Source organism: Dysgonomonas sp. 511, assembly GCF_010501105.1.
Taxonomy (GTDB): Bacteria; Bacteroidota; Bacteroidia; order Bacteroidales; family Dysgonomonadaceae; genus Dysgonomonas.
This window is the reverse complement of the sequence record NZ_QVMQ01000086.1, coordinates 1-213: the sequence shown is the minus strand read 5'-3', so window position 1 is coordinate 213 and position 213 is coordinate 1. Positions and strand designations below refer to the sequence as shown.

Below are 213 nucleotides of genomic sequence, written 5' to 3'. Positions count from 1 at the left end.
GTTACTTCCTGACCTATACATTTAGCCCCTTCAGGTAAAGAGCACGGTTCAATCACTTCGCGGCGACGTTCCAAATGTTCGGGTAGAGGTTTGCGTACCGGATGTCTTTTCACCGGAAGACCGCCGCTATCCCGGGCGGATAAGTTCCTTTTAGCAACCCCATCCAAATAGATCTTTTCTTCTTCAAGTTGGTCTAAGCCATCAAAGTCAAGG

The 213-nt window shown here is 48.4% G+C and carries 1 pseudogene; it reads right to left on the bottom strand.

Features of this window, described 5'->3' with window-relative positions:
- Positions 1–213 (bottom strand): annotated as a pseudogene (locus tag D0T57_RS15720) (IS66 family transposase); the annotation flags it as partial.